Origin of the sequence: Clostridium sp. AM49-4BH (assembly GCF_003478335.1) — a bacterium.
Taxonomy (GTDB): domain Bacteria; phylum Bacillota; class Clostridia; order Lachnospirales; family Lachnospiraceae; genus Butyribacter.
The window spans coordinates 68465-76424 of sequence record NZ_QUFB01000009.1 but is presented as its reverse complement, the minus strand read 5'-3'; the positions used below and the strand labels follow the sequence as shown (position 1 = coordinate 76424).

Here is a 7960-nt window from a genome sequence, read left to right as displayed (position 1 = left end):
GAATGCAGCACTCTTCGGATTTCCTGCTTTAACATACCTTACTCCTTCCGATTAGCTGATTTTTATAGCATCATTAAGTCAAATATGCTATAATTGTTGTGGTTTTTTATACGAGTTCCTATTCAGCCTATGGGCTTGCCCTCTGCGGTGTAGGAACTTTTTTTAATATGTTAATCCATACTATTCGTTCCATGGATAAACCATCTCCTTTCTTTCGTAGATTCCACCCTGCTATACCTATATACTATCTCTGCATTTGGCAATAATTCTGCCTAATGCAAAGAAATAGCCTGTTGTATCACATTACAGCATCATCTCTCCCCTCTATTAACTATAACGAACAAACCACAATAAACCTGACAAACTTTTTTAAAATTTTTAGTATACCTTTTTTTCACTGCTTGCCCCAACTTTTTCTGACTTGCCATCCTTCCATACAACAGCCGTTATATGACTTCGATAAGTTCCCTTACTGGTTAATTGATATGTAGGATTATTTGATCCCCTCGTTGCCTGTACAGTTTTCGCCCAGCTTTTTATTGTTGTCCAGCTCCTTTTTAAACATAGAAACTCCCTGTTAATCGTTCTAATATATATAACGAATCAACAGGGAGAATCCTGACAAAATATTTTATTTTTTTCACACTCATACAATACGTTTGAGCGTTTAATTATTCAAATACAGACTCTGCGCCATTTTTTGCAATTTCTCTTTTCCTTTCGCAAGGTGCGTTGCATTAATCTTATGATAATACTGACTGTCATTCCAAATTACCCATTCCTCATCTTTCTTTGTATAATAGGTTCCCTTGTAGCCACATACTACAAACTTCTCTTTATGATCATAGGCCCCATCGGACGCTATTGTCAGCCCATCTTCTAATGTAACTCTTGTATACTGCAAATATTCTTTTTGTTTCCTATTCCATTCCATGTATACACCAGCCTCGTCCTTGTCATCAGCGGTTTGCACAAATCCTGTCGGAATATAATTAGGACAATCCGAAATAACCGTCTTTTCTGGCTCTTGTGATTTCTGCGGCTTTTTCTGGTATGTGTTGTGTTCCATCTTACTTCTCTTTGAAAATGACACAATATATCTCCACGGATTTACATTCAAGATACGCGCACTTGCCTCATTGGCAGCAAACATGCTAAGTACAACCAAAGCAAATACAGCCGCATACCGTAAAGCATATCCTAGTTTCAAATGTTTACCAAAATATTGTTCCGTCCATAACATTCTCTTTATCTTCTTCTCATATTTTGGAGAATATACATGATCTGCACCTGCCATTTTCTCTTCGTTGAGCTGCCGCATTCCTTCCTCAACATAAGCGGATAAAATTTCTCTAATCTTCTGATCATTCATCGCCTGTCAGCTCCTTCCTTAAAAATTTTCTAGCTCGGGATAAGCGTTGTGTTACGTTGCTTTCCGTAATGTTCAAAAAGCTTGCAATTTCCCGACTTTTATAGCCATTGACATAGTACAAGATCAAAACTTCTGCATATTTTTTTGGAATATTCTGTAGCACCTGATGCATCTCTACTTCATCCAGCTTTGCATCTTTCATTCCATAAATAGGATACATCTCGCAATCATCTTTATAGATGATTTTTGAAAGAGTTCTCTTATTCCGGCGATAAAAGTCTATTGCTATCCTCTCAACTATTATAACGATCAAAGCTTTCGTTTCCTGACAATCAATTTTAGAAATTTTATCAAGATTTTTTATAATTCTCTCCCATGCAGCCAATACGACGTCTTCTGCATCCTCATGGTGTTGCACGATATTATAGGCGATCACATACATGAGACGATTATATTTTTCATACAATTTTACGATCTTTCGCTGATCTTTCGGCGAATCAGCCATGTCCATAACCATTAAAAACATGATGTTAAAATTCCTTTCCTAATACAACAACTAATAACTCTGCGTTCTGTGACAATTATTTTAGTTCTCTGACGTCAGAACAGGTTAGCTTGTCGACTGCATAAGAGCTGCTGTACTCATACAGTAGGCTCTATATCTGTCATTCCATATAAAAAATCAATAATCTGACATATTGCGTAAGAAGTTTCACGCTGGTACGCTGTTTCATTTTCTAATTGATGGGAAAGATTGTTCAACAAGAATGAAATATTCAAAAGCCTGTCCAGCATAACGCCCATCTGTTTGCTGGCTTCCGCTCTCTCTGCTTCTGTTCCGTCACGCATCTGCATATTGTAATCTCGCGCCTTACCCAACAATGTAACAAGTTGATCTGTTGTGTTGATCGTATCATAAGACATCTGCTCCAGATTGCCAAGTGTCGCTTCCATGCGCTCCATAATCTTTGCAGATGATACCGCCGTTTCTTCAAGCATCAGAACACCTCCAACAATTCATGAATGCTCTCAATCCCAACCAGTTCCAATCCTCTCGTCTGCTCTTTCGTAAGTGCTAATTGCCTGCAATTTACTTTAGGCAGAATGCAACGCTTAAACCCCAGCTTCGCCGCCTCTAACACACGCTGCTCTGCCATGTTGACCGCACGCACTTCGCCCGCCAGTCCCACTTCACCAAAGCAGATCGTCTCATCGTCCAACGATTGATTCCGATAACTTGTAAGCAGCGCCAATATGATACCGAGATCCAATGCCGGCTCATGGATCCGCATGCCGCCTGCCACATTGATATAGGCATCACAATCGCCCATGCGAACACCCATCCGTTTCTCAATGACTGCCATCAGCAGATTCACACGATTATAATCCGTACCGGTAGAAGTTCGTCTCGGCATATTAAAGTTCGTCTGACATACAAGTGCCTGCACCTCGATCAAGATCGGTCTGGTACCCTCGATAGAGCATACCACGATCGAACCCGGCGCCTGTTTTGGCTTACCCGCCAACATATACTCGGACGGATTTGGCACTTCTACCAATCCGTTGCCACGCATTTCAAAAACGCCGATCTCATCCGTAGAACCGAAACGGTTTTTGACACCACGCAGGAAACGGTAAGAAGCACCTCCATCTCCTTCAAAATACAAAACCGTATCGACCATATGCTCTAATACTCGGGGTCCTGCTACAACTCCCTCTTTGGTTACGTGTCCTACAATGAAGATAGAAACCGGAAGACTTTTAGCAAGCCGCATCAGCGTACTCGTCGTCTCTCGAACCTGACTGACACTTCCCGGTGCAGATCCGATCTCTTCACGATACATAGTCTGAATCGAGTCAATGATCACGATCTCCGGCTTTTTCCTACCGATCACTTCCGTCACAATATCCAGATCGGTCTCACTCAGCAAAAATAGTTCTTTTTGAAAAGTTCCAAGACGATCTGCACGCATCTTGATCTGTTTGACCGATTCCTCACCGGATACATACAATACATCTTTGCCTGCCTCTGCAAGCTGTTTACACATCTGTAAAAGCAAAGTGGATTTGCCTATCCCCGGATCACCGCCTACCAACACAAGCGAACCGGTCACTATGCCACCGCCCAATACACGGTCCAGCTCTCCGATCCCGGTTAAGGTACGTACCTCATCGTTGGTAACGATCTCGGACAATTTCGACGGTTCCCGGTGTTCCGTCACCGTGACGGAACGACCGGCAGCCGTTTTTACGACCGGCTCTTCCACAAAGGAATCCCATTCCTTGCATCCCGGACATTGTCCTAGCCATTTTGGAGATTCAAATCCACATTCTTTACAGAAAAACGTTGTTTTTTGTTTTCCTTTTGCCATATTAAACCACCCATGCTTTCTGCATGCTGTCTCCTGCTGCAGAAAAACATATCTGCACTATGCGCCCTTAGAATAAAGACTACATTTTAACCACTTTCACATCATAACTCTGATCCGGATCCATCTCAATGCTGAGTACTAACTTGCCACCGAGATTGGTCTTCATCTTGCCAATGTCTGTTCCAGAGATCGTAACTGCATATTCCATCTCCGGCTCAAGTTCCAATGTGATCGATGAATCTTCCCATCCCTCTACCTTGAAAGTAACTTCCTGCTCTGTTGCAGACATATCTGTTACAACTGTTCCAGGTACAGATTCATAAACAAACATACCGTTACGCTCTAATTTGGTAATCTCTTTGAAAGTCTTTACCTTGTACAGATCCCCCTCAAAAGGAAAATCTGAACGCTTCTGCTTGCTGTCCAAATCAAAATTACCAAAGCTCAACTTACCATCTGCTGTCTTGCAGATCAAATCTGTAATCCCCGCCATAATATAATCCTCCTAAGTGTGTAATCAATCTGGTATCTATCGCACATTTGGAAGTGCGATTTATCTGAATATCTGTTGTAGACAATTATATCACATTTGCCCTCATTTTTCCACCGCTACCGTTTGGAAAAGGTGAGTTTTTTTTGTGAACAATCCACATAAATTTTATCGCCCGCAGCGAATTCTCCGTCCAACATTCGATCGGCCAGTTCATCCTCAACTTCTGTCTGGATACTGCGTCTTACCGGTCTTGCACCGTACGTTTTGTCGAAGCCGCTCTCCGCCAAATGTGCGACAGCCGCATCGGAAACGATCAGTTCCATGCTCATCTGTTCCTGTAAACGTTTGTTTAAGCCACGCAGCAAAATACGAACGATCTGCTCAATGTTTTCTTTGGTCAAAGTATGGAATACCAAAATTTCATCAATTCGGTTGATAAATTCCGGTTTGAAGATCCTCTTGACCTCTTCCATAACACTTTCTTTCATCTTCTGATAATCGGCATTCTCGTCCTCGCCTGTACCAAATCCTAAATGTTTTGGTGATACAATACGTCCTGCTCCTGCGTTAGACGTCATGATGATGATCGTATTTTTGAAGCTGACTTTGCGTCCCTGTGCATCCGTCACATGACCATCTTCCAATATCTGCAGCAAAATGTTAAACACATCGCCATGTGCCTTTTCGATCTCATCAAACAATACGACCGAGTATGGACGCTTGCGTACTTTTTCACTGAGCTGTCCGCCATCCTCATATCCGACATATCCCGGAGGTGAACCGATCATCTTAGAAACACTGTGTTTCTCCATATATTCTGACATGTCAACGCGAATGATCTCATTGTCCTGTCCAAATACTGCTTCTGCAAGTGCCTTAGAAAGCTCTGTCTTACCGACACCGGTTGGCCCCAAAAACAGGAAAGAACCGATCGGACGATTCGGATCTTTCATTCCTACGCGTCCACGGCGCACTGCCTTGGCAACCGCTTTTACTGCTTCCTCCTGGCCAACGACTCTCTCATGCAGTATTTCTTCCAAATGTTTCAATCGCTCTGTCTCTGCTTCCTGCAATTTCTGTACCGGAATCTTTGTCCAGTCAGCGATCACTTCTGCCACTTCATTTTCCGTAACGACCAGTTTATTTTTCTGGCGTTTGGCATCTGCCTGCGCGTGCATCTGATCGATCGTTAGCTGCAACTCTTTCTGCTGTCTTTTGATCTCTCCGGCAAGCGCAAAGTCCTCCGCAATGATCGCATCTTCTTTCTTTTGTTCCAATTCACGTTTTGATGCCTCTAACTTGCTTAACTCCGGTGTTGGCAAATATACACTTAATCCGGCTCTGGCAGATGCTTCATCGATCACATCGATCGCCTTATCCGGCAAAAAGCGGTCATTGACATAACGCTCCGTCATTTTAACGGCTGCCACCAGTGCTCCGTCCGTGATCTGTACCTGATGATGCTCTTCATAACAAGGTCTGAGTCCTTTCAAAATATCCAAAGCCCCTGCTTCATCCGGCTCATTGACCTCTACCGGCTGGAACCTGCGCTCTAACGCCGCATCCTTTTCAATATATTTGCGGTATTCTTCTCTGGTAGTAGCCCCGATCAATTGGATCTCACCACGCGCCAAGGATGGTTTCAATATATTGGCGGCATCAATGGCACCCTCTGCACCACCGGCACCAATGATCGTATGGATCTCATCAATAAATAATAATATATTACCGGAACCGGTCACCTCTTTGAGTGCACGTTTAATTCTCTCTTCGAACTCTCCACGATACTTCGAACCTGCAACCATGCCGGACAGATCAAGCGTTAAAACACGTTTTCCCTGAATGATCTCCGGGATCTCGCCCTCTGCGATCTTTAACGCCAAACCTTCCACGATGGCGGTCTTACCAACACCCGGATCGCCGATCAGACATGGATTATTCTTCGTTCGGCGGCTTAATATCTGTACCAAACGATCAATTTCGCGGTCCCTTCCAATGACCGGATCCAGCTTTCCATTGCGGGCATATTCTGTCAGATCTCTGCTATACTGATCCAATACCGGCGTTGTTGATTTACTTTTATTCATTTTATGCATAAGAAACTCATTTTTCGCAGTATTCATATCCTGTCCTGCTGCGATCAACGAATCCATATACAATTTCTGCAGGTTGATCCCAACCGTTCCCAGCAAACGGACTGCAATACACTCCGTTTCTTTTAACAGTGCGATCAGCAAATGCTCGGTTCCTGCAAGTTCCGTTCCTAAGTGCTCTGCCTCCTGCACGCTCTGCTCGATCACTTTGCGCACACGCGGTGTAAAATCGCCCTTTTCCTTGGTCAGTACACCTGCCGCCGACTTATCCATTTCCTGTATCATTTCTTCTAGGCTTTCCGCATTAACTGCATTTTCCCGCAGCACCTCAGCCGCAACACCTTTTGTTTGATCAGTGCTAATAGTAAATGTTCAGTTCCTACATAGCTCATTCCTCTGGAAACTGCTTCTTTCCCCGCATTTTCTAATACTTTCTCAGCACTAGCCGTATAACGTTTCCGCATACTCTCTAAACCTCCTGCTCTTATTTCAAATTTTGAGATCGATACCGCCTGATCAGCGAAATGATCCCCAAGATCAATAGCCCACAAAACGCTGCCATAATTCCTACAATATATTGCATGCGCTGTTTTTCAATGCGCATTTCCTCCTCAGATGCATCCACCTGTGGTTTTGCTGTTGCGTTGCCGGCGAGTTGATCCCCCGGTGGCACATTCTGCCCACTCTCCGGAGCCATCGTCTCCTGTTCCGGCTGCACCGTCACTTCCACTTGATAAACGCTCTGTGCACCATCTGCATTTTTAACAATCAGTTTAATCATATTCTTGCCTTTTTGCAAGTTCTTATTTCCGGTAATCTCCACCTGAAGACCCTTTTGTTCCGTCTCATATATGACATTCAGCCATTCTTTCTCCTCTTGGATCACTGCCGTATAATCGGAAGTCTGTTCCGCAAATGCCGGAGATAAAGTGACGCCTTCGATCTCCAACGACTTGAGCAATGCCCTGTCGTTTATCGTCGATGTTTTTTTATTTCCTTTGGCAGCGTTTGTTTTATTATTTTCTTTCGATCGCGCAGAACGTGACGGTGTTTTTGAACCACGTGGTTTCTTCGGTCGTGCAGACTGCACTGGTTTCTTTGCGACAGGTGGTTCCTTCGCAGTCGCCTTCTCGCGATCCTTAACGACCAACACCAGCGAATTATAAGATGCCGACAACTTCGTGGACGTACTTTCTCCAAAAACGTGATACGGTCCTGTCAATGCAATTTCTGTATCCCCAGCCTTTCTCGCCTTAAATTTAATGGAATATTTAAGTTTTGTAGCAGCGGATGACCGGTCAATATCGGATATCTGAAACGCATCATCGTTGCCATACACAACACTTCCCCCGGTCTGAAATTGCAATACCGTATTATCGTATGTAAAAAATCCTTCAAATCCCGACATTGCCGTTGTTGATGTGACAGTGACCATAACATACACGGTATCTCCCTTCGATACAACCTGCTGTTTCGTTGTGATCTTTATATCTGCACAATCCGCAGACGCATGACTTTCCCAGCCACAAACGCAAATAAGGAGCAACAGGATGATACACCCTGCTGCTCTTATCCCATGATCCACTATTTGCTTGTACTGTATGGGGTTTTTCATATGAATACTGCATTC

General features: G+C 43.7%; 6 protein-coding genes and 1 pseudogene. All 7 read right to left on the bottom strand.

Annotation, left to right across the window (positions count from 1 at the left end):
• Positions 1-667 precede the first annotated feature (667 nt).
• Positions 668-1372: a DUF4367 domain-containing protein gene (locus tag DW981_RS04325; RefSeq protein WP_118506898.1), complete on the bottom strand. Its 705-nt coding sequence runs from the start codon at positions 1370-1372 to the stop codon at positions 668-670.
• Positions 1365-1898 (bottom strand): RNA polymerase sigma factor, encoded by a 534-nt coding sequence (locus DW981_RS04320; protein ID WP_118506897.1) that lies wholly within the window; start codon positions 1896-1898, stop codon positions 1365-1367. The genes DW981_RS04325 and DW981_RS04320 overlap by 8 nt, the downstream gene beginning before the upstream one ends.
• Positions 1899-2014: 116 nt before the next feature.
• The gene (locus DW981_RS04315; RefSeq protein ID WP_022024842.1) at positions 2015-2371 is read right to left on the bottom strand and encodes a hypothetical protein; all 357 of its coding nucleotides are present in this window, start codon (positions 2369-2371) and stop codon (positions 2015-2017) included.
• A complete protein-coding gene (radA, locus tag DW981_RS04310) occupies positions 2371-3744 on the bottom strand; it encodes a DNA repair protein RadA (protein WP_118506896.1) in 1374 nt (457 codons plus the stop codon). Before radA ends, DW981_RS04315 begins: the two co-directional genes overlap by 1 nt.
• 79 nt (positions 3745-3823) lie before the next feature.
• On the bottom strand, positions 3824-4237 hold the full coding sequence (locus tag DW981_RS04305) for a hypothetical protein (protein WP_022024844.1): 414 nt from the start codon (positions 4235-4237) through the stop codon (positions 3824-3826).
• A gap of 116 nt (positions 4238-4353) precedes the next feature.
• Positions 4354-6794 (bottom strand): annotated as a pseudogene (locus tag DW981_RS04300) (ATP-dependent Clp protease ATP-binding subunit).
• A 20-nt stretch (positions 6795-6814) separates the two neighbouring features.
• Entirely contained in the window at positions 6815-7945 is a 1131-nt protein-coding gene (locus DW981_RS04295; RefSeq protein ID WP_118506895.1) for a cohesin domain-containing protein, read from the bottom strand.
• Positions 7946-7960: the final 15 nt, after the last annotated feature.

Excerpts from the sequence above, each read along its gene's own strand:
- DW981_RS04325 (WP_118506898.1), bottom strand. The coding sequence starts at position 1,372 with ATGAATGATCAGAAGATTAGAGAAATTTTATCCGCTTATGTTGAGGAA.
- DW981_RS04320 (WP_118506897.1), bottom strand. The coding sequence starts at position 1,898 with ATGTTTTTAATGGTTATGGACATGGCTGATTCGCCGAAAGATCAGCGA.
- DW981_RS04315 (WP_022024842.1), bottom strand. The coding sequence starts at position 2,371 with ATGCTTGAAGAAACGGCGGTATCATCTGCAAAGATTATGGAGCGCATG.
- radA (WP_118506896.1), bottom strand. The coding sequence starts at position 3,744 with ATGGCAAAAGGAAAACAAAAAACAACGTTTTTCTGTAAAGAATGTGGA.
- DW981_RS04305 (WP_022024844.1), bottom strand. The coding sequence starts at position 4,237 with ATGGCGGGGATTACAGATTTGATCTGCAAGACAGCAGATGGTAAGTTG.
- DW981_RS04295 (WP_118506895.1), bottom strand. The coding sequence starts at position 7,945 with ATGAAAAACCCCATACAGTACAAGCAAATAGTGGATCATGGGATAAGA.